This is a genomic window from Cyclobacterium sp. 1_MG-2023, from assembly GCF_030546805.1.
In the GTDB taxonomy this organism is placed as follows: Bacteria; Bacteroidota; Bacteroidia; order Cytophagales; family Cyclobacteriaceae; genus Cyclobacterium.
Window position 1 is genome coordinate 229,468 of sequence record NZ_JAUOPC010000004.1, and the last position, 21,954, is coordinate 251,421.

Annotated in this window: 12 protein-coding genes; 6 read left to right on the forward strand and 6 right to left on the reverse strand. The window is 39.5% G+C overall.

What is annotated here, in order from left to right:
* Positions 1-32: 32 nt before the first annotated feature.
* A complete protein-coding gene (gene purL / locus Q4534_RS07640; protein ID WP_303612573.1) occupies positions 33-3,725 on the reverse strand; it encodes a phosphoribosylformylglycinamidine synthase in 3,693 nt (1,230 codons plus the stop codon).
* A gap of 344 nt (positions 3,726-4,069) precedes the next feature.
* On the opposite strand from purL, the gene Q4534_RS07645 reads away from it, so the two are divergent.
* Genes Q4534_RS07645 through Q4534_RS07660 form a run of 4 tightly spaced genes read left to right on the forward strand, consistent with a single transcriptional unit; the run spans position 4,070 to position 10,598 of the window.
* The gene (locus Q4534_RS07645) at positions 4,070-4,678 is read left to right on the forward strand and encodes a TetR/AcrR family transcriptional regulator (RefSeq protein ID WP_303612574.1); all 609 of its coding nucleotides are present in this window, start codon (positions 4,070-4,072) and stop codon (positions 4,676-4,678) included.
* 4 nt (positions 4,679-4,682) lie between these two features.
* Positions 4,683-6,029: a TolC family protein gene (locus Q4534_RS07650; RefSeq protein ID WP_303612575.1), complete on the forward strand. Its 1,347-nt coding sequence runs from the start codon at positions 4,683-4,685 to the stop codon at positions 6,027-6,029.
* Between the two features lie 20 nt (positions 6,030-6,049).
* Entirely contained in the window at positions 6,050-7,183 is a 1,134-nt protein-coding gene (locus tag Q4534_RS07655) for an efflux RND transporter periplasmic adaptor subunit (protein ID WP_303612576.1), read from the forward strand.
* A gap of 7 nt (positions 7,184-7,190) precedes the next feature.
* Positions 7,191-10,598: an efflux RND transporter permease subunit gene (locus tag Q4534_RS07660; RefSeq protein ID WP_303612577.1), complete on the forward strand. Its 3,408-nt coding sequence runs from the start codon at positions 7,191-7,193 to the stop codon at positions 10,596-10,598.
* A 98-nt stretch (positions 10,599-10,696) separates the two neighbouring features.
* Here Q4534_RS07660 and Q4534_RS07665 read toward each other — a convergent pair whose 3' ends face one another.
* Positions 10,697-11,404 (reverse strand): L-ribulose-5-phosphate 4-epimerase, encoded by a 708-nt coding sequence (locus Q4534_RS07665; RefSeq protein ID WP_303612578.1) that lies wholly within the window; start codon positions 11,402-11,404, stop codon positions 10,697-10,699.
* 231 nt (positions 11,405-11,635) lie between these two features.
* Here Q4534_RS07665 and araA point away from each other — a divergent pair, with 231 nt between their 5' ends.
* Positions 11,636-13,111, forward strand: coding sequence for an L-arabinose isomerase (gene araA / locus Q4534_RS07670; RefSeq protein ID WP_303612579.1), 1,476 nt, complete (start codon positions 11,636-11,638; stop codon positions 13,109-13,111).
* 101 nt (positions 13,112-13,212) lie between these two features.
* Here the strand turns inward: araA and Q4534_RS07675 are convergent, their stop codons facing one another.
* From Q4534_RS07675 to Q4534_RS07690, 4 genes are all read right to left on the reverse strand, one after another.
* On the reverse strand, positions 13,213-14,037 hold the full coding sequence (locus tag Q4534_RS07675) for a hypothetical protein (protein ID WP_303612580.1): 825 nt from the start codon (positions 14,035-14,037) through the stop codon (positions 13,213-13,215).
* 210 nt (positions 14,038-14,247) lie between these two features.
* A complete protein-coding gene (locus Q4534_RS07680) occupies positions 14,248-14,577 on the reverse strand; it encodes a high-potential iron-sulfur protein (RefSeq protein WP_303612581.1) in 330 nt (109 codons plus the stop codon).
* A 93-nt stretch (positions 14,578-14,670) separates the two neighbouring features.
* Entirely contained in the window at positions 14,671-16,587 is a 1,917-nt protein-coding gene (locus tag Q4534_RS07685) for a PVC-type heme-binding CxxCH protein (protein ID WP_303612582.1), read from the reverse strand.
* Between the two features lie 124 nt (positions 16,588-16,711).
* On the reverse strand, positions 16,712-19,111 hold the full coding sequence (locus Q4534_RS07690) for an alpha/beta hydrolase (protein WP_303612583.1): 2,400 nt from the start codon (positions 19,109-19,111) through the stop codon (positions 16,712-16,714).
* A gap of 488 nt (positions 19,112-19,599) precedes the next feature.
* On the opposite strand from Q4534_RS07690, the gene Q4534_RS07695 reads away from it, so the two are divergent.
* Complete coding sequence (locus tag Q4534_RS07695) at positions 19,600-21,819, forward strand: sodium-translocating pyrophosphatase (RefSeq protein WP_303612584.1); 2,220 nt, start codon at positions 19,600-19,602, stop codon at positions 21,817-21,819.
* The last annotated feature ends 135 nt before the right edge of the window (positions 21,820-21,954 follow it).

The following is a 21,954-nucleotide window of genomic DNA, read 5'->3' on the forward strand; positions in this document are numbered from 1 at the left end:
GTCGGTAAATATCAAAAAACTAGACTAAGTTTTTACTGAGAAATTTTCTCAGCAACCCAGTTTTTAGCGTTTATAAAGGCATTGATCCAAGGGCTAACCTCCTCATTCTGTAAGTCTTCAGGGTAATATGGCCAGTTCCAAGGGGCAATTGCCCTTTCAATATGTGGCATGATTGCCAGGTGGCGGCCATCTTTTGACAACAAACCTGCAACATTATGGTCTGATCCGTTGGGATTTCCGGGGTATGCGCTGTAAGAATACTCCATACCAAAATTGTAACTTTCTTTTTCTTCCGGAAGGTAGAATTTACCTTCTCCATGTGCTACCCATACCCCTAGTCTTAAACCGGACAAGGAGCCAAACATTACAGAATCATTCTCAGGAATGTTCACATTCACAAATGACGACTCAAACTTATGACTGTCGTTGTGAAGCATTTTGGTTTTTTGTTCATGCTCAGGATTGATCAGGTTCAATTCAACCATTAGCTGACATCCATTACAAACACCTAAACTCAATGTGTCTTTTCTGGCGTAAAAATTATCCAAAGCATTTTTAGCTTTCTCATTGTAAAGAAAAGCTCCGGCCCATCCTTTGGCTGAACCTAAAACGTCAGAATTTGAGAAGCCACCCACAAAGACGATCATGTTTACATCTTCAAGGTTCTCTCTACCTGAGATCAGGTCAGTCATGTGGATGTCTTTGACATCAAATCCGGCCAACCACAAGGAATAAGCCATCTCTCTATCTCCATTGACTCCTTTTTCACGAATAATCGCTGCTTTGGCACCCGTGGTTGTTTTCCTATTGGGGTCCAAATTCAATGCTTCGTAAGTCCCTTTCCATTGCTCAGGAAAGGTATAGTTCAAAGGTTGATTTTTATAATTGTCAAATCGATCCTTGGCCAGTTCCATTCCTGACTGTTGTTGATCCAACAAATAGGAGGATTTGTACCAAATATCTCTCAATACTGATACTTCCCAAGACTTATTCAAACCATCAATGTGAATGGTGCCTGAAGCATTTACAGTTGCAATTTCCACAGCAGACACCCCTTGTGAATTCAATAATGAAGAGACATCGTCCGCATCCTTTACCTGAATGACCAAGCCCGGGTTTTCTGCAAATAAGGCTTTGATCAAATCTTTTTCCTTAAGATTTGAAGTATGAATATCTAAGCCCGTATTCTGGTCAGGGAAACACATTTCCAATAAGGTAGTGATCAAACCGCCGGATGAAATGTCATGACCAGCTAGTACTTTGTTTTGTTTGATAAGGCCCTGAATGGTTGCAAAGGCACTTTTAAAATAGGCTGCATCCTTTATGTTCGGTACTTCGTTACCAATTTTATTTAGTGATTGGGCAAAGGAGCTGCCTCCCAATTTTGCTTCATCCTTAGACAAATCTATGTATAGCAATGTTGATTCAGGGCTAGCCTTCAAGCTAGGAGAAATAACATTGTTAATGTCCGAACATTCTCCAACAGTGGAAATGATAACCGTTCCGGGGGATTTTACCGTTTGACCACTTGGGTATTTCTGGGTCATGGATAAGGAGTCTTTTCCCGTAGGAATGTTTATCCCCAAAGCGATAGCAAAATCACTAGTGGATTCAACTGCCCTGTATAACCTGTCGTTTTCCCCTTCGTTTTTGGCTGGCCACATCCAGTTGGCACTTAGGGACACTCCTTTAAGTCCATCGGTTAGCGGAGCCCATATTAAGTTGGTAAGTGCTTCTGCTATTGCCAATCTAGATCCCGCTTCAGGACTTACTAAAGCGGCTATAGGAGAATGTCCGATTGAAGTAGCTATTCCTTTATTTCCCGAATAATCCATGGCCATCACTGCCACATTATTTAGCGGGAGTTGAAGTGATCCGGTCGTTTGTTGCTTGGCTACCCTACCGGTAACCGACCTATCTACTTTGTTGGTGAGCCAGTCTTTGCAAGCCACTGCTTCTAATTGCAGTACATTGGTCAAATATTGCTCAAAATCCTGAACTTTGTATTCAGGTGCTGTGAAATTTTGCTTGGCCTTTTTGTCCACCAAAACAGTTTTTGGGGAAGAACCAAACATATGATTCAAACTCCAGTCTACCGGTTTTTCACCGGTTTGTGTATTCTCAAACTTAAATTGCATGTCCCCGGTCGTCTGGCCAATATTATAAAATGGCGCTCTTTCACGGTCTGCAATCTTCTTTATCTTTGCGAGATGGCTATCCTTAACCACCAATCCCATTCTTTCTTGGGATTCATTTCCAATGATTTCTTTGGCAGAAAGTGTGGGGTCCCCAACGGGCAATTTTTCCAAATTAATGGTTCCACCAGTATTCTCCACCAACTCTGAAAGGCAGTTTAGGTGGCCACCTGCGCCATGGTCATGGATAGAAATAATGGGGTTGTCGTCACTTTCAGCCAATGCCCTGATGACATTTGATACTCTTTTCTGCATCTCAGGATTTGATCGCTGAATAGCATTCATCTCCAAAGAAAGGCTTAATTCACCGGTGTTTAGCGAGGAAACTGCAGATCCTCCCATGCCAATTCTGTAATTGTCTCCGCCCATCAGAACAATACGATCCCCTTTTTCAGGATTGTTTTTATGGCTATAAGGTGCTGCTGTAAACCCAACTCCTCCAGCCTGCATAATGACTTTATCGAAACCCCAATCCAGCTCTCCTTCTTTGTGCTCAAAAGTCATCAGACTTCCACAAATGATAGGCTGGCCAAATTTATTTCCAAAATCGCTGGCACCGTTTGAAGCTTTGATAAGGATGTCCATTGGGGATTGGTAGAGCCATTTTCGTTCTTCAAGGTCCTTTTCCCAACTTCTTCCAGCTTCTGACCTCGGGTATGAAGTCATATATACCGCTGTTCCGGCCAAAGGGATTGAGGCGGTACCACCTGCCATCCTGTCTCTAATTTCTCCACCTGAGCCTGTAGCAGCACCATTAAAAGGCTCTACTGTTGTAGGGAAGTTATGGGTTTCGGCTTTCAATGAAAGGACGGTATCTATTTCTTTAATCTCAAAAAAATCTGCCTTTTCTGAAGATTTTGGCGCAAACTGAAGCGCCCTAGGTCCTTTAACGAAAGCAACGTTATCACTATAGGCAGAAACGATCCCATTTTTATTGGCCTTTGAGGTTGCCTTGATCAACTGAAACAAGGTCATGGGTTTTTCCTCTCCATCCAGTATAAAAGTGCCATTAAAGATCTTGTGCCTACAATGTTCTGAATTTACTTGACTGAAACCAAAAACTTCACTATCCGTTAATGGTCGCTCCAAAGATTGACGAACCCCTTCTAAATAAGCTACTTCTTCTTTACTTAATGCCAGGCCTTCTTTCTCATTGTAGGTGTGGATATCCTCAATATATTGTATAGGATCCGGGGTTTTAGCAATTGCAAAAACCTCTTGGTCAAGTCCTTTGTACTTTCGCTGAAGCATAGGGTCGAAAGAACTACCTTCAATCCACGGGTAGAAGGCCTCGATCCTAAGAATCCCTTTTATTCCCATATTTTGGCTTATTTCAACCGCATTGGTAGACCAAGGGGTAATCATTTCCTTTCTTGGACCAATAAACTCGCCGGGAATTTTAAGGTCTTCCAAATGGACAGCACCTCCAAATAGCCAGTTTAATTTCTCAAGCTCATTGTTTTTGTACGCTTCAGTGGTTTCCAAAGCGTAAATGGTCTTCTCCGGGGATTGAAAAAACAAAATCTTCATAAAGGGATCGATAGCTTTTTTTGAATGGGCAAATGTACAAAATTGGTTTTAAAATTTCGCAGTGCAGGTGGAGTAAGAAACTGATTAGCCAGTATAACTTGAAAAAAACACGGATTGCCCCTAAGTCAAAGAAATAAAAAGGATGAAATTGCCCTTCTTGCTTCAAGTTTAAGCAGGAAGAAATCTTCAGAAACCCAATTTAATATAGCCTTTTTGCAAAAAATAAATAGTTCCTTTGTAGAGCAAAGAAAAATGAGTGTAAAAATTATAGAAATTCTTGAAGAAACTCTGAACCTTTTGATAGTTTCTCTAGTTTATTCCCTGAGTTAATTATTAAGGGATATTTGGAAACGAGACAAAATATAATTCGAATAGCACTAGAAAATTTTTTAGTGTATGGGGTAAGAGCAGTCACTATGGATGAGATAGCCAGGATTGCGGGAATATCTAAAAAAACAATTTATGAAGAGTTCTCAAGTAAGGAAGAATTGGTTAATGCTGCCATAGAGGCAACAATAAAAGAGTACAGGTGTGATTTAGATGAGATGGAAAGCATTGATGAAAGTGCCATTGACCATTTATTGCGAATGACAAGGTATCTAAGGGAGGCATTTACCCGTATGAATCCATTGTTAATGCAAGATATTCAAAGGTTTTATCCGAAATGCTGGCTAAAAGTAAATGAATTTAAAACGGAAAAAGTACTTCAAAATATTATTATGGTATTAGAAAAAGGAAAGGAATCCGGAGATTTCCGAACGGAGATCAATTCAGAGTTATTGGCTTATATGCGAATGGACCAGATCACAAACACTTTAACTTTCAATTATTCAAAGTCGAGCTTTAGCTTACTTGATTGCCAATTGGCAGTTTTAGATCATTTTATACATGGAATTCTTACTGACCAGGGAAGGTCAAATTACTATAAAAAACTACAAACTCAGGAATTTTAACTTTATGAATTTTAAACCAATTATTCTTTCCCTAACAATTTGGCTATTGGGACATTGGTTTGCGGAGGTTCAAGCCCAGCAACCGTCTTTTTCTTTAGAAGAAAGTGTGAACTATGCGATAGAAAATAACGCAGAAGCCCAGAGCGCAAGATTAGAAATACAAGCTGCAAAAGGTTTGATCGGAGAACGAACCTCAGAGGGACTCCCTCAAATTACTACTAGGGTCAATACAACCAAAAACCTTGTAGTACCTATTACCCCATTTCCTGCTCAATTTTCGGACCCGGAAGCTCCTGAAGGTACATTTATAGGTATTCAGTTTTCACCTGTTTATTCTGCTAATTTGACAGCAACCGTGAGTCAAATGATTTTCAACGGTTCTTATTTCATTGGTCTTAAAGCTGCTAAAACGTACAAGCAATTGGTGGAGTTTGACAAGGAGTTTACTGATCTTGAAGTGATAGAAAATGTAAAGAAAGCCTATTTTTCTGTGTTGGTAAGTGAAGAACGAGAAACATTGATTCAGGCAAATTTGAATCGCTTAGACACCTTATTAAAGGAAACTGAAATTCTCTATGAAGAAGGTTTTGCCGAAAAAATTGACGTGACGAGAATAAGGGTTCAAAACAATAATATTAGAACAGAACTAAACAAGGCCAAAACTTCTACGAGTGTTAGCAAGGCCCTTTTAAAGTTGCAGATGGGCTTACCTGAGGAAGAGGAAATTGTATTGACCGATAAGCTTGATGATTTTACTCAATACCTTGAAACCCAAAGATTGTTAAATGAAGAAGGGCAACAAAGGGTTGAGGTAGATCAAATCAATATCAACTACGATTTGGCAGTCTTGGATTTAAAAAACAATCAAATCCAATACATGCCACGTTTGGATGCCAATTACACCTTCCAAAGAAATGCTTTTGGAGGGAATTTCTCAAAGCTATGGTCAGGAGATTGGTATACCGGTTCAATTTTAGGAGTTACATTAGAAATTCCAATTTTCGATGGGTTTCTCAAAAAGCATAAAATCCAGCAAAATAGGGTGCAAATGAGGCAACTCGAAGTTCAAAAAGAGTTCACCTTGCAAAACATCCAACTGGAAAAATTTCAGGCCAAACAGAATTTGATCAACAGCTTACAAGAATTGGAAGTGCAAAAAGAAAACAGGGATTTGGCGCTGGAGGTTTTCAATATGGCGAAAATAAAATACCAGGAAGGGGTTGGGTCTAACCTTGAGGTAGTGGAAGCAGATGCCACACTCAAAGAGGCGGAGACCAATTATTTTTCTGCACTTTATGATACATTTATCGCAAGAGTAGATTTAGAGAAAGCATTGGGAATATTAAAATAAGAAAAGGATTATACATGTTTATGAAAAATACATTTAAGTTTTTAACCCTATCCCTTGCGCTGGGAATGTTTTCTTGCGCTCAGCAAGAAGAAGATGATCTTTCTTCCAAAAAAAGCCAATTGGAAGAATTCAAATCTGAATCAGCAGCCTTAAAAGTTAAGATCGAAGAATTGGAGGAAGAGATTTCTTCTTTGGATCCGGAATTTCGGAAAAATCGTAGGAAATCAGTATTGGTAACCACCGTAAAACCCGAAGTAGGTAAATTTGAACATTATGTGGAAGTGACCGGTTCTGTACTTTCCAAAAAGAATGTAAACATCAGTGCAGAAGTTTCAGGAAGGGTAGAAGAGATTGTTACACGGGAAGGCATGTCTGTAAGAAAAGGCCAAGTGATCGCCAGAATAGATGCAGAGTCCATAGAAAGAAATTTGGATGAAATCAATACCCAGCTTGAACTAGCCAGAACAATTTTTGAAAAACAAGAAAGACTTTGGAATCAAAAAATAGGTACTGAAATTCAATATTTAGAGGCTAAAAACAGGAAAGAAACCCTTGAGAAAAACCTTGCTTCTATTGAACTTCAAAAGGATAGAACTACCATTACTGCCCCATTTAATGGAACAGTAGAAGAACTTACTGTAAGGGTAGGGGAATTGGTGCAGCCAGGTTCTCCTGTAGTTAATTTTGTCGGAGAGGATGATTTATTTATTGAGGGAGATATCTCAGAAAGATTTGTCGGAATTTTGAATAAAGGTGATTCTGTAAGTATTTACTTCCCTTCTATAGACAAGAATATTAATACCAAAGTAACTGCGATTGGGGCAATTATTAATCCGGATAACAGAACATTTAAAGTAGAGGTTTTTCTGCCTAAAGTTGAAAACGTAAAGCCAAATATGATTTCGGTTTTAAATATTCAGGATTATAATGTTGATGAGGCGGTAACAGTTCCTACTTACCTCATTCTTAAAGACAATAAAGGAAGTTATGTTTTTGTGGTTGAAAAAGGCGTTGCACACAAAAAATATGTGGAAAGAGGATTGACCTATGAAGGACATACTGAAATCACTAAAGGTTTAGATGGTTCGGAAACTCTTATTGATAAAGGTTTTAGGGAAGTAGGAGATAATTTTAATGTAAAAATCTCATCTTAATTGTAATATGGCTTCAGAAGAAAACAAGAAAAAAGGAGTAATCAGAGAATTTGGGATTTCCTCACTGTCGGTTGATAACAGGACCAGTGTGGTAATTCTTACGTTGATTATTACCTTCCTAGGGATGTTTGCCTACAGGACCATGCCTAAAGAAAGTTTTCCGGAAATAGTGATTCCTACGGTTTATGTAGGTACAGCTTATCCCGGGAACTCACCCGTAGACATGGAAAACCTGATTTCCAGACCCATAGAAAAAGAGTTGAAATCCATTAATAACTTAAAAGATGTAAGCTCCACTTCCATCCAGGATTTTTCATCAATCGTGGTTGAGTTTAATCCCAATGTGGAAATATCCAAGGCCATACAGGATGTTAAAGATGCTGTAGATAAAGCAAAAAGTGAGCTGCCGAATGATTTGGACAGGGATCCGGATGTATTGGAGGTCAACACTTCAGAGTTTCCAATAATGAATGTAAATATTTCAGGAAACTATACAGAGCAAGAGCTTAAGACCTATGGTGAGTATTTGGAAGATGAGATCGAAAAATTAACAGAAATATCCAGTGCTGACTTGAGTGGAACGATTGAACGTGAAATTCGGATCAATGCAGATCTCTATAAAATGGAAGCTTTAGGGGTTACTTTTTCCGATATCTCAAGTGCAGTTTCTGACGAGAATGTTACCATTTCCGGTGGTAATATATTATCAGGTGATTACCGAAGGACATTAAGAATAGATGGTGAATTTGACAAACCTATAGAAATAGAAGATGTAATTGTCAAAACTGAGAATAACAATATTGTTTACCTTAGAGATGTAGCCGAAGTAGAAGATACTTATAAGGAAAGAGAAAGTTTTGCTAGAAGTAAGAAGTTACCTGTAGTTACAATTAATGTGATCAAAAGAAGTGGCGAAAACCTATTGGACGCTTCTGATAAAATTAAGGCCCTTATTGAGGAAGTGAAAATTAATAAGTTCCCTGAGGATTTGGAAGTAACCATTACAAATGATCAATCCAAAGCTACCCGTTCTCAGGTGGATAATTTAGAAAACAGTATCATTTCGGGTGTTATCCTTGTGGTTTTGGTATTGATGTTTTTTCTTGGATTTAGAAATGCCCTTTTTGTGGGGATTGCCATTCCATTGTCCATGTTCATATCCTTTTTAGTGCTTAACTCCTTGGGAGTGACACTAAACTTAATGGTATTGTTCTCTTTAATACTTGCCTTGGGCATGTTGGTAGATAACGGTATTGTGGTCGTAGAAAATGTTTATAGATTGATGCAGGAGGGTAAGTCTGCAGTCAGGGCGGCTAAAGAGGGTGTTGGTGAAGTGGCTTGGCCTATAATTACTTCTACTGCTACCACACTTGCGGCTTTTCTTCCTTTAGCATTTTGGGATAGTATTATCGGGGAGTTTATGAAATACCTTCCCATTACTCTTATTATAGTATTGTCTTCTTCCTTGTTTGTAGCGCTTGTAATCAATCCTGTATTGACAGCACTTTTCATGAAGGTTCAGGATGTCGACAAGAAAAAGCCTGTTCAACGACCAATGATAGTTGCCGCTGTCTTGACCTTTCTGGCCATAATATGTTATTTTATCACTTGGATAGCTTTTGGGAACTTACTTTTCCTCGCTGCAATTTTAATCATTTTCAATGTTTTCTTTCTGAGAAGAGCTATCAAGTGGTTCCAGAATGTGTTTTTGGTGCAATTGGAAGACATGTACGAAAAGACATTGTATTTCGCATTAAAGGGGTTTTGGCCTTATCTCTTGTTTGGGGGGACCTTTATTCTTTTGGTAATGTCATTGATGTTACTTTATGTGAGTGCTCCGAAAACATTGTTTTTCCCGGACAATCAACCGGCCTTGATAAATATCTATATAGAAAAACCAATTGGAACGGATATTACTTCTACCAACAGTTTTGTGGAAGAGTTTGAAGATGATCTGTATGCTCTACTTGAGCCATATGATGAAATCATAGAGTCTGTAATAACCCAAATTGGAGAAGGAACCGGAGATCCTATGGAAGGACCTAGTCAGGCATCAACTCCTCATAAGGCCAAAGTGACGATTGGTTTTGAAGAGTATCAATTCAGAGAAGGGATCAATACCAATGAGATCATGGAGAAGATTAGGGAATTGGCCGAAGGGTATCCAGGTGTATTGATGACCGTGGGCAAGCAACAAAATGGACCTCCTGTTGGTAAACCTATTAATATTGAAGTTACAGGAGAAAACTTTGAACAACTTATTACCTATGTGAATTCAGTCAGAGAACATATCAATGAGTCAGGGATCCAAGGTATAGAGGAGTTGAAGTCTGATTTGGAGCTAGGAAACCCTGAGTTGATTTTAAACATAGACAGGGAAAAATCCAGACGTTTTGGATTGTCTACAGCCACTATCGCCAATGAATTGAGGACCGCCCTTTTCGGCTTGGAAGTTTCTAAATTTAAGGAAGGGGAAGATGATTACCCTATTCAGCTAAGATTAGCGGATAAATTCAGGTATGATATCAATGCTTTACTTAACAAGAAAATTAGCTTTAGAGATAAGTTTGGAAATAAAAAGGAAATACCGATTTCTTCTGTTGCTAGCTTGGAATACAGTTCTACCTATGGTTCTGTCAAAAGGAAAGACTTGGAGAGGGTTATTACTTTATTTTCAAACGTAAATGATGGGTACAATGCCACAGAAATTAACAACCAAATCAAGCGGTTGTTGCAGGATTTTGAAGTACCGGAGGGAATCAATATTAGCTTTACCGGTGAGCAAGAAGAACAAGCTAAATCGGCTGAATTTTTGACAAGAGCACTATTGATCTCGGTTTCTTTAATATTCCTTATTATAGTTGCGCAATTCAACTCCATTACCACTCCATTTATTATTATGGCTTCGGTAATTCTAAGTACAATTGGAGTGTTTTTAGGCTTGGTGATTTTTAATATGGACTTTGTGGTAATCATGACAGGAATAGGGATAATATCCTTGGCTGGTGTGGTGGTAAACAATGCCATTGTATTGATCGATTATACAGACCTTATCAGGTCAAGAAAACGTGACGAGCTTAATATTTCTGAAGATCAAAACCTTTCCAAAGAAGACCTTTTAGACAGTATAGTAAAAGGTGGGAAAACCAGACTTAGACCAGTGTTATTAACCGCTGTAACCACGGTGTTAGGCCTGATTCCACTGGCCATAGGTATGAATATTGATTTTTATGGATTGCTGTCTTCATTTGAGCCCAAGTTCTATATTGGGGGTGATAATGCAGACTTCTGGGGACCAATGGCATGGACAGTAATATTTGGCCTAACCTTTGCGACCTTTTTAACGTTAGTAGTAGTACCTGTCATGTATTTATTGGCAGATAAATTAAATATGGCTGTTCGAAAGAACAGTTGATTAGATTTAATTAAAGGTTGGTGGTTTTTTTAAGTGTTCAAACCTCCGGGATAATGTCCCGGAGGTTTTTATTTTTTTCCTAAAAAAATATGGCTTATTTATTTTCCGGCCTGACCATAATAGGCCCCTTTCCCATGCTTTCGTTCATAATGCTTTTTTATTAAGGCATCTTTAAGTCTTGGGGCCATGGGGTTGATCTGTAGGGTCAAATAGGCCATCCGCGCAATTTCTTCTAGTACCTTGCTGTTGTAGACTGCTTTTTGGGCATTCTTCCCCCATGTAAATGGGCCGTGGTTTCCAATAAGAATCATTTCTACCTCTTCATAGGAAATCTCTTTCTCTTCAAAGCAGTCTAATATTTGCTGTCCGGTCATGTGTTCATAGTCTCCGGAAATATTAGTATCACTCATGGGAGGGGCACAGGGTATATCGCTGGTATTATGATCAGCATGTGTGGTCCCAAATAATGGGATATCCATCTGGGCTTGAGCCCAAGATACGGCATAACAGGAGTGGGTATGGCATATTCCACCAATATTCTGCCACTGCTTGTATAAGAAAGCATGGGTTTTGGTGTCTGAAGACGGTCTCATTTTTCCTTCCACCACATTGTTGTCAAAATCTACAACAACAATGTCTTTAGGGCTTAATGCCTCATAAGGAACGCCGCTTGGTTTGATGGCAAATACTCCGTTTTCTCTGTCCACAGCACTTACATTTCCAAAGGTATAGACCACCAAATCTAGCTTGGGCAATTCCATATTTGCTTCGTAACAATTGTTTTTCAGTTCTTCGTATTTACTCATGGTATTCAAAGGCTTTGATTAATTACATTAGGTTTATGAAGATTTAGGAGCTGATGTCCAATTCTCTTTTTATATTTAGCATATTGCCTAGTTTATAACAAGCCCTGTCTATTCCGAACAATCTGAATAGCCGGCCTTGCTTCAATGTAGCAAATATGTAGAAAGGAAAATTAGCATTTAATTTTTAAATGAATTTTCTCTAAGATTAAAAGATAAATAAGTAAAAAACATATGCAGCTTAAAAATAATGAGCTTTGGTTGGTTACCGGTAGCCAACATTTGTATGGACAGGATATTTTAAAGGAAGTGTCTTCACATTCTGAAGTCATTTGCAAGCATTTGAATGCTTCCAATAAAATCGCGGTTACCATTGTCTTTAAGTCGCTGGTGACCACTCAAGACGAAATCTCACAGGTTTTTTTAGCGGCCAATAAAGCCGAAAATTGCATAGGAGTGATGGCATGGATGCATACTTTTTCACCTGCCAAAATGTGGATCAATGGCTTAAGGTTGCTTGACAAACCACTCTTGCACTTGCATACCCAATATGGAGAAAACATCCCATGGGATAGCATAGATATGGACTATATGAACTTGCACCAGAGTGCACATGGAGACAGGGAATTTGGCTTTATCTGTACAAAAATGAATATACCTAGGAAAGTGGTTGTAGGTCATTGGAAAGACATTGAAGTTCACCGAGAAATAGACTATTGGAGCAGGGCTGCTTGTGGATGGAAAGACTGGCAAGGTGCTCAGTTTGTTCGATTTGGAGACAATATGCGACAAGTAGCCGTTACCGAAGGCAATAAAGTGGAGGCACAAATTAAATTTGGCTTTGGAGTTAATACCTACGGTGTGGGGGATTTGGTGGAACATATCAATGGAGTAAGTGAAGCGGAAATTGAGGAATTAATTGATGTTTACTACAATGCTTATGCCTTAACCGACCCATTGAAAAAAGGAGGGGCCAGGCATGTTTCCTTGTGGGAGGCAGCCAAGATAGAATTGGGCCTGAAAAGATTTTTAGAGGCTGGCTCTTTCAAGGGTTTTACCAATACTTTTGAAGACCTCCATGGAATGAAGCAATTGCCGGGCTTGCCAGTTCAGCGACTAATGAATGCCGGCTATAGCTATGCGGGTGAAGGGGATTGGAAAACAATGGCACTGGTTCGTGCCATGAAAGTAATGGGAGCCGGACTTCCCGGAGGAAATGCTTTTATGGAAGATTATACCTATGACTTCAAGGAACAGGGAGGACTTGTACTTGGTGCCCATATGCTGGAAGTTGATGAATGCCTTGCAGCAGGACCTATTCGCTGTGAAGTCCACCCTTTGGGGATTGGTGGAAAAGAAGACCCCGTTAGGCTTGTTTTTGATGCGGCAGCCGGGCCTGCCCTTAATGCTTCTTTAATTGATTTAGGCAGTAAGTTTAGGATGGTAGTAAATGAAGTGGAAGCCGTAAAACCACCTCATGATCTGCCTAAATTACCGGTGGCAAGAACCATGTGGCGGCCACTACCTGATTTTAAGGGAGCCTGCGGCGCTTGGATTTTGTCCGGTGGAGCACACCATACTTGTTTTAGTCAGAATCTGAATGTGCAGGTTTTGGAAGATTTCTGCGAAATGGCCCAAATAGAATGCGTAATAATTAATGAGCATACCAACATCAAAACATTTAAAACCTATTTGAAAAGTTTTGACTAATCCGGTAATTAAAGAGGCTTAGCATTACTTAAAGAAAGACAGTCGGAGGAAAATGAAAAAAATGCTCCGGCTGTTTTTCTAAGGAATAGGATCGTAAGTATTTATTTTTCAGCAGGTAAAATAATTAGTGGGGTATTGCCGTCGTGGATCAAATCATTGATAAAAAACCTTCTAAATAGTTTGTCATTAAGATGTCTAGAACCTTTTTGAAGAATAATAAAGTCATCCAGACATTGGCTAAACCTTTGTTTAATTTCTGCAAAGGCATCTGTATTTTCATAAATACTGATTTTATAGGAATAGGCATCGCCAATCTTTGATTGAAGGTATTCCAAGTACATTTTGCTAGGTTCTAGTTCTGCGTTGTCCTCTATTATGGTCAATAACTCAATTTCATTGATTTTTTTACCCACGGTATTTAAAACAACCTCTAGTGCAGATTCATTAAGAGGATATTTTTCTTGACAGGATAAAACAAGTGTTTTAGGGATAGCGAAATCTATGCTTTGGGGAAGTGCTATTACCGTCTGATTGAGTTGATTAATTATGGTGGTAGCAGTACTCCCAATCAATATTCTCTTTAAAAAGCCTGTGCCTTTCAAACCCAATAGTAATAGGTCATCAGGTTTTAGAAAACCTTGTAAGAAATGGATAAGTTGATGGGGAACAGCCTCAAAGGTAGTTTGATTTGGAATAGGGCTAAGTTCACTATCTTTAAGAAATTGTAAATATTTTCTCTCTGCCTCAGCTTTATTAAAAGCAATAATTTTTTCACTTTCTCTGGTATTGGAAAGGGTAGGCGCTAGTCCATCCATCTTGTGCACAAATACCAAATCTAAACCATAAATTTCTTGCCAGCTGCATGCCAACCTCAATTGAGTGGGCGTGTACGGTGAAAAATCTACTAATACGATTAATCTGTTCATTTTGAGTAGAAAGTAATGAGGGAGTTATTCCTGATTTGAAGATATAAAAATCCTCCTAAAGTTAAGAAGCTTTGTGGATGTTTAATGCTTATTTCTCATTATCTATTTCCTCAGCCATGAAAATAAAAGGTCACCTGCATAAATTAAAGCAGGTGACCTTTATCAATAACTCTCTTCTGAATTATCAGAAAGCCTGATACGATATATTACCTAGGCATTTTCTACTCGAGGAGCCCAATAGGTACAATAAGCATCTGCGTTTACAGGCCCTTTAAATAATTGGCAGCCTCCACATTTACGCTTTTTTGTAGGTGGAAGGTACAATTGGCAGTTGTCACATTTATCCCCTTCTAACGGGGATTTTTCTTCATAACCTAAACTTTTCCTTTTAGCAATTTCTTCTTCACTGAGCCCTGTTAAGTCCCCACAGTCTTTGATGTTTTCCAATTTGTACTCCTCTTGTGGTTTGCCACATTGGCTGAGGAAAAGTACTGCTCCTGTTGAGGCAATAAGGGTTTTTATTGATTTTCTTCTATTCATACTAGTGGGAGTGCTTTTATTATTATAGATGAATCGGGAGACAGGTAAATACAGGCTGCAAACCCTATTCAATTTGAATACTTTTTAGTAAAACTATTCCGACTTGGTTCGGATTCCTTTTTCAACAAGAATATGATCTACTTCTTTAAGGTAGGCTTCTTTCCAGTCTTCTTTTTGCTCTGAAAATTGATAATCAGATTCCAGCACTTTTAAAATGGCCTCACCTGAGCCTGCATTGGAACTTAATATACCTAAGCGGAACCATTTGTTTTCTCCTTTTTCAACCAAGGCTTTGGCCAGTTGTTTAATAGTGAAATCATCTTCATAGTTACCTAAGCTAAGTATTGCTTGCAGGGAAACGATAGGCGATTCGTCATTGATCATTGCAGCAATGTCTTTCTTTAAGGCAGGAAATGCTTCAGCAAGCATTAACGCATTCTTCCTAATGCCGTAGTATTCACTTTTTAATGCCTCTTTGACTAAGTCTACTTCCAATGCATCCATTGACTGCAACAAATACAATGCGTGCAGTTGGGCATTGGGGTCTTCATTTGAAGCAAGTGTTTTTAGTAATGGGATGTATTCAGCTTTTGGGTTTTCCAATATAATTCTTTGGGCAGTTGTTCTCCACCAACCATTTTTGTTAGCCAAATGAGAAACAAGGGTCTCTGGATCCATCACAGTAAAGTCCTGAACTTCCATGGTAGAAACGCCTGATTTAGGTACAATTTTATAAATTCTACCCCGGTCCATACCATTCATAAAATCCATGTCTTCTTTCAAGTCATCAGGAATAGATACCGGTGTTTCAATGTGTTGTCGGTAGAAGTCTACCATATATAGTGCACCGTCAGGTCCCACCGTAAAGCCAACAGGTCTGAACCAAGGATCTGTAGAAGCAAGGAATTCTTTGTCTTGCTCTTCAGAAGCTCTTTTGGCCACAAGGGTAGGGCTGTATTTATCTTCTACAATAATGTCCCGATGAACCAAATTTCCGGCAACTTCCCCAGTAAAGATATTGCCATTAAAGCCTTCCGGAAAGTTACCTCCATCGTAAACTGTACCACCTGAAGCACCTGTAAAATGGTCTTCAGCATATTCTACACGGTTGAGTTCTTGTTCTTGGTATTGAATATTTCTCCTTCTTGTACGCTCAGCTCTCCAGTAGGGCGGAGGGGTCAATTGAAACATTTCCAGCTCATGGTCTGAAATATTATGATTAACCGAGCTATTGGATAATTTCCCATGTCTTTCCAAGTACCTGTTAGGAATTACTGTTTGTTGGAGATGAAGGGTGTTTTGGGTGAAAAATTTATTTCCCCAATCATCAAATGTTTGACCAAATTGTGCCGTACCGCTCTCTTTCTCAAACAATTCTTTGTCCAATCGAAACCTAAAATCAGCTCCTCTGAGTTGTAATGGACCTTCTGCCGGTGCGTCTTTGTAGGTGACATCACTTCTCTGTCCATTGTTAGCTGCATAGATCCAATTGTCTATACCCAATCGAAGATTGGTGATTTGGGCTTCAGAATTATTCTCGAAAAAACCACTGAAAACAGAGGTCTTGGAATCAGCTACCCCATCATTGTCAGTGTCTTTCAGGAAATAAATATGAGGTGCTGCGGTTACCAAAAGCCCTCCTTTCCAAGGCATTAAATTGGTTGCATCAGCCAAGCCTTCTGCAAATACAGTGGAGGCATCGACCAGACCATCACCATCAGTATCTTCTAATCTTTTGATGACACCCTTTCCTTTCCCTTCTTCAGGTTTATAAGGGTAGTCGGGCATTTCTACAGCATAGGCTACACCTTTTTCATCAAAAACCACATTTACAGGGTCTTGGATATGGGGTTCTGCAGCGAATAGTTTCACTTCAAAATTTTCATGAATATTAAAAGTTGCAATGCTTTCTTCTGGACTGAGTGCTTCAGCATATTTGTCATCTTTACAGGAGTAGAACCCCACCAGTACTAAGATTGAAAATAAAATATGGGTAACGTTACCTTTCATAATTTTAACTAATGATTGACGGATTAATGGACTAATATCTAATATTTCTTGAAAGAAATGAAATTTTTTACTTTTCAATTGGATAAGTGCCTTTGTTTTTTATTTAAAAGGAGAATGAAGGTGATCATTTTTCAAATTCCAGTTTCTTTAGAGGGGTAAAACCAAAAACATTGTCTAAAAAAGCATAGGCTTCTTTTCTTGTATTTTCAGGAAAATCATGATCGGCTTTTGGATATTTGACCAGTAAATTGTCGGGGTAACCCAACCAATTGTACACAGGTTGAATTTCAGCTATACCGGCTTTAACACCTTTCACTGAAAAGTTGCTATCATTTAGAGGTGCATTGGTGAAAACAGGTCTTGGGGCTATGGATGCAATTATCTGGGTAAAGTCAAAAGGCAGTTTGGCTTCCGGTAATAATTTTTTAATGGCCGGCATGTACCTGTCTTGGGCCCAAGGTCCTAATCTTCCGCCATAAATTTTTATTCCTGCTTCCCCAATATCGTAATAGTCAAATGGTGTCCAACCACAACTTGTAACCACGGCTTTGATTCTTTGGTCATGGGCCGCTACAAATAAGGCATTATGGCCTCCTAAGGAATGACCGATAACCCCTATACGATCCGGGTCTACCTGTGCCATATTGGTAAGCACATCCACAGATCGCATGTGATTCCATACTGCCAATAAGGTGCCGGATTCAAAGCCATCTTTAGAAAAATCATGGTCTTTTTGTTCACCGAAACTTGGGTAATCCGGAGCAATGACCACATAACCCCTCTGTGCCAATTCCTTGGCAAGCCCTCGGTTTTTCCGAGGCCCTTGATCATCAACTATTTTTTTACCTAAATCCCCTGTACTGTGGAGAACAAGCATGGCCGGTGCTTTTGCCTTAATGGTATGAGGTATATAGAGAAAGGCAGTCACTTCGTTCCGCTCATCACTTGCGAAGGTAATGTGATGTTTGGTGTAGTTTTCAGCAACTGAAGAATCTCCATAAATTAAATCAGGATTTCCCAAGTGATCTCTTGGAGGAAGGGTTCCCATGATTGAAGCCATATTGTTTTTCCATGATACCTTTTTAGCTTCCCATTGATCCAATGTGCGCAAGGGGTTTTGACTTTCGGCTTTCAATACCATAGGACTCTTTGTTATATCGTCCGGTACTTCTCTATGAAGCATTTTTTTTATGGCTCCCATAATGATGGGTTCGGCAGCCGCAGTTACCGGACTGGTACCTACTTCATAACCGCCCTCTGAATAGGCTGAAGACGGGCCAATATAAAATGGACCGTAATCTCCATAGGCTGCCATGGTTACAAACAGGTCCTTTCTTTCGGCCTTTGCCGCCAACTGGTATTCAACAAAAAGTTCTCCGGGAAGATGAAGTATTCTTACATCGCCGATAATCAAACAGCTAATTTCTATTTTTTTTCCGAGAGCTTGCCTTTTGTACCAGGCCAATTTTTGTACATTATTGGTAAGCCATCTCGCATTTTGCGTACGCATCTCTTGGGCAATTTTCGGTAAGCTTTCCTTGGGTGGTAGCAATATCGGCTCTTGTTGCCAATAGACATCATTACTAGTGATTTTTGTTTTAACGGTATTTTCCCAAGCAGTCTCCATTCCCTTAGCCAACCTTTCCGCAAGGATTTTTCGGTTGATCTTTGCACCATCATTGTATTTCCCGGCAGTAACATTTGCTCCTGCACCATTAAAGTGAACATGCATGGCATCTGGAACAGCCAATTGACGCATGTACCTTGCAATTCCCGGGAAGTCCGGATTAGCAATTTTGGTCAGGTAATAACTTTGCGGGTGAACGGCATAATAACTAAATACGGCCAGAGGCTCCTCTTCATTCCAGAAGCTCACCAAAGAAACTTCAGGATCAATTAACCCTTCCGGGAAATCCCTGATTTTCTTGTCCTTTGTGGCAGAAGTTCTGGTATAAGCTACATGGCCATCGGTTCCTAAAATCCTCCTGTTTGAGGCTACTTTTTCAACAATACCTTTACCTGTTCCTATATGGGTAATGGGTTGAGGGTTTTTCAACGCATTTTTTATAGCCTCATCCAAATTGTCTAGTAAAACCCTGTCAAAGGAACTTTCGTAGGCCTTTGGATCCAAGCCGGCTTCTTTTAAAATTTTCTCTGCGCCCCAGTCACTAATAGGAGCGTCATGTTGGTGAAGCGTATGAACAGCTACTCTGGATGGTAGAGTTGATGCTGCTTTGGCCAGTCGGGATTTAAAAGCGTCTTGACTTTCATTGGCAATTCCAATCCAGTCTATAGCACAAATAACTATGGGTAAACCGCTACCTGAAATGACCACCCCTTTGGCACGTAAGCCTAAATCGTCTTTTTTCTCTAAGGGGTCATAGGCCAGTAAGCTTCCAATAGGAGGGGTAGCATCTACATCAAATAGTGCCAAGGTAAGCCCTTTTTCTTGGGCGGACCCTTTGAAAGGGAATAGGGAAAGTATAGCTATAAATAGGTATATACTTGATTTGATGAACTTCATAGTGGTTAAAATTAATTTTTTTGAGGTTAAATTCCTTCTTTTGGTTGGCCTGTTCAGCATCTGCAAAAGAGTAGCTGCTATAAATCCAGGATCCCCTATTTGGTCTTTAATAAATTTCCCAATTCTGTATAGGTTAGGTAATTTAGAAAGTGTAGATCTTTTTAGAACAACAAATACAAATAAAAATGTAAATAATTCCTATTAAGGATTAATCCAGCGGTAATTTTCTTTCTTGGTTGATGGTTTTTTTATTTTTAAAGAAGGTCGGTACAAATTGCCAATATGAAAATAAAAGCGGTTTAAAAATTAGAAATTGGGGTTTTAAGCCATGTTTTAGGCATAGATAATGCAATTTTACTGAAATAGGATAGAATATTACGGTAAATAGGTGAAAGAAGTATCTTTTATCTATTCTTCCTTGGTGGCAAGTGGAATAATAATATATTTGTCCAAATTAAAAATAAATCCAAATTCTTTTAACAGTTAGTATGGAACAATTATTTCTCTATTTGGTCCCATTTTTGGGTATTATAGGCCTTCTGATTATGGCCATAAAATCGGCCTGGGTTACGAAACAACCGACAGGTGATGAAAAAATGGTGGAGTTGGCAGGATATATAGCCAAAGGCGCCATGTCATTTTTAAAAGCAGAGTGGAAGGTAATGGGCTATTTTGTGGTCATTGCTGCCATTATTTTAGGCTGGTCCGGCACATTGTTAGACAACTCCAGCCCTGTGATTGCTATAGCCTTTGTAATAGGTGCAGTGCTTTCTGCATTTGCAGGTTATCTAGGAATGAAAATAGCCACAAAATCCAATGTAAGGACAACTGAAGCTGCCAAAACCAGCCTTGCTAAAGCTTTGAATGTTTCTTTTACCGGAGGTACGGTAATGGGGCTAGGGGTAGCAGGCTTAGCTGTTTTAGGCATGGGAGGTCTGTTTATAATTTTTTACAATATGTTTGTAGTTTCTACAGGCGGAGATGTGAATGGTCATGAAATGGAAACCGCACTTGAAGTGTTGGCAGGTTTTTCTCTAGGAGCCGAGTCTATTGCTCTTTTTGCAAGAGTTGGGGGAGGTATTTATACCAAAGCAGCAGATGTTGGAGCCGACTTGGTAGGTAAAGTTGAAGCCGGAATACCGGAAGATGATGTGCGTAACCCTGCTACCATAGCAGATAATGTGGGAGATAACGTCGGTGATGTAGCCGGAATGGGAGCCGATTTGTTTGGTTCTTATGTAGCCACTATTTTGGCATCCATGGTTTTGGGTAGAGAGATTGTTAGTAATGATAATTTTGGAGGTATTGCCCCGGTGCTCTTGCCTTTGGTAATTGCCGGATTAGGCCTGGTATTTTCTATAGTAGGAACCTTATTTGTTAAAATAAAATCGGAGAATGGGAATGTACAAGCTGCACTGAATAAAGGTAACTGGCTTTCAATTTTACTAACTGTAGCGGCTTCATTTTTCGTCATTGACTTTATGTTGCCGGAAGGTGATTTGGTGATGTCGAGAATAAATTCAGCTTCCTTCACTAAAATGGGAGTGTTCGGAGCAGTTTTTATAGGTCTGGTTGTAGGTGCTTTAATGAGCATCATAACAGAGTACTATACAGCAATGGGTAAAGGTCCCGTCAATTCAATCATTAAACAATCCTCTACGGGTCATGCTACCAATATTATTGGAGGTTTAGCTGTAGGCATGCAATCCACAGTACTTCCGATCTTAGTTTTGGCTGCAGGTATTTTCACTTCTTATATGTCCGCAGGCTTATACGGTGTAGCCATAGCTGCTGCAGGTATGATGGCTACCACAGCCATGCAACTTGCCATAGATGCCTTTGGACCAATTGCTGACAATGCAGGAGGGATTGCCGAAATGGCCGGTTTACCCAAAGAGGTAAGAGAAAGAACAGATATACTTGATGCTGTAGGGAATACCACCGCTGCTAGCGGTAAAGGTTTTGCCATCGCATCGGCAGCATTGACAGCCTTGGCATTATTTGCAGCCTATGTAGGAATCTCAGGTATATCTACCATCGATATTTATAAAGCAGATGTGCTTTCGGGCCTATTTGTTGGGGCAATGATTCCCTTTATCTTTTCAGCCCTTGCAATTGCAGCAGTGGGGAGAGCAGCCATGGATATGGTGAATGAAGTAAGAAGGCAATTCAAGGAAATTCCGGGCATCATGCAATTTAAAACCAAGCCTGATTATGAAAAATGTGTTGAGATATCTACCAAAGCCTCCATTAGAGAAATGGTGGCTCCAGGGGCAATTGCCCTAATTTCACCCATTGTAGTAGGATTTCTTTTTGGCCACGAAGTACTGGGAGGAATGTTAGCCGGAGTTACTGTTTCCGGTGTTTTAATGGGTATTTTCCAAAACAATGCCGGTGGCGCTTGGGACAATGCCAAGAAATCATTCGAAAAAGGTGTAGAGATCGATGGTGAAATGTATTACAAAGGATCAGAGCCACACAAGGCTTCTGTAACAGGAGATACAGTAGGAGATCCATTTAAGGATACTTCTGGCCCATCCATGAATATCTTGATCAAATTAACCTCAATTGTTTCCATTGTGATTGCGCCATATATTTCAGTAGACAGCCCATTAGGCTTATCAGATAATGGAGAAGCAAAGACCAAAAAAGTAGCTCAGGTAGTTACCCAAGAACCTTCAACCATTGAGGTATTGAAAATAGATTGATGCGGTTCAACCCTTCAAAAAAGCCTCTGAATTAAAATTCAGAGGCTTTTTTTATGAGAAAAATTATAGAATTAGTATAAAAGTCATTCTAGTAATATTGAATAAATCAAGTATCTTTGGTAGGCTAGGTAGCAA